Origin of the sequence: Actinokineospora sp., from assembly GCF_050699995.1 — a bacterium.
Taxonomy (GTDB): Bacteria; Actinomycetota; Actinomycetes; order Mycobacteriales; family Pseudonocardiaceae; genus Actinokineospora.
This window is the reverse complement of sequence record NZ_JBOHGC010000146.1, coordinates 1-1,698: the sequence shown is the minus strand read 5'-3', so window position 1 is coordinate 1,698 and position 1,698 is coordinate 1. Positions and strand designations below refer to the sequence as shown.

1 pseudogene is annotated in these 1,698 nt (G+C 69.4%); it reads right to left on the bottom strand.

Features of this window, described 5'->3' with window-relative positions:
- Positions 1–1,614, bottom strand: a pseudogene (locus ACRDSQ_RS08625) (RHS repeat-associated core domain-containing protein); the annotation flags it as partial.
- Positions 1,615–1,698 lie beyond the last annotated feature (84 nt).

Sequence of the window (1,698 nt, the reverse complement as noted above, 5' to 3'; positions counted from 1 at the left end):
GTACGGCGCGGAGCCTCCGAGCCCGGCGATCGACGGTGCGGTCCCGCAGTCCCCGGACGACGGCGTCCACGCCTTCGTCAGCCGCTGCAGGTGGTCGTAGCCGAAGCACTGGGTGTCGGCGGGACTGCCGGGCGGGGTGTCGGCGATCTTGGTCAGCGAGCCGGACGGGGTGTACGTGTACGCCCGGTTCGCCAGCCAGTTCCCGGTCTCGGTCGCGCGGACGGCGGCCATCGAGCTGAGCCGGTTCGTGCCGTCCTCGTAGGTCCAGGTCGTGGAGACCTGCTTTGGGTCGTTCTCGGCGGCGTAGTTGACCCGCAGCACCTGGCCGAGTGGGTTGTACGCCGTTTGGGACACCAATGTCGTGCCCGCTCCCCCGCCGCCGCCCGAGGAATGGGAGGTGGTGGGCCTGCCGAGAGTGTCGTACCCGCGGAACACGGTGTCCTCGGGGAGCCCGCCCGCGGCGGGGGACGTGTCGCGGGCGACCGCGCCGGTGTTCGGGTCGTAGGCGGTGGAGAAACTGTAGGACCCGACGAGCCCGGTCTCGTTGTTCGGGATGGTGATCTTGGTGCCGGTCACGCGTCCTGCGGTGTCGTACCCGGTCACCGCCCGCACGTAGGCCTTGCCGCCGGAGAACCGCACGGCGCTGGTCTGCTTGCCTTTCTGGACGGTGTCGTACACCCACGCGGCGAGCTTGGTGCCGGACAACGACGTCTGATGCGTCGCGGTGCGCCTGCCCAGCACGTCGTATGCGTACGCGAGCGTCCGGTTCTCCGCGTCGGTGCTGGTCAACAGCTGACCGGCCGCGTCGTACGTCGTCGTCGACACGCCCGAGTCCGGGTCGGACTGCCACACTTTGGCGCCGCGCAGGTCGTATTTGAACCGCCAGGTGTTCTGCCCGGTCGCGTCGGTGACCGTCTCCAACTGCCCGGCGCGGGTGTAGGTGTATGAAGTCGAGTCGGCTGTGTCGTTCAGGCCGGTCTTCGTGCGGTCGTGGTACTGCAGCGTGCGGATCTTCCGTCCGAGACCGTTGCTGATCACGGTGGTCGCGGTGCCGCCCGCGGGTGGCACGTTGGTGACCCGGTCACCGTCATAGGCCGTGGTGGTGCGCCACTGCTCGGTGCCGTTGTGCAGGTATTTGGCCGCGATGGGTCGGTTCGCCGAGTCGAATTCGGTGACGGTCGTGCTCGGCACGGCGTTGTCGTCGACGAGCAGCAGACCGGGGCCGGGGCTCGCGCTGTTCCAGTATGGGTTGTGTGTCTTCCAGGCCCGGCCCTGCGAGTCGTACTCGGTGTCAGAGACGATGCGCCCGCCCGCGGCGTACGACGTGGGTTCCTGGACCTGCACGGTGCGGCCGAGGCCGTCGATGATCGAGTAGGTCGTCGCGTACTGCCCGGAGGCGAGCAGCCGGTTCGACGTCACCACAGAGGGCGATGTGCCGTTGACCGCATACCCGAAGGTGACGCTGGGCTGCGCGCCGCCTGCCCGGGACCGGTCCGGTGTCCAGGCCGAGATGAGACGGCCCAGCGGATCGAAGATGTACTCGGTGCGGGCCCCGGACACGTCGACCTTGGCGGCGACCTGCCCGGACACCGGGTGGTAGTGCTCAGTGGCCACCAGAGACGTCGGCACCCCGGCGATCGGGACGGCCGGGCTGGTGGTGCGTTTCTGCACGACCGGGCCGCCGACCGCGGGCGTGAA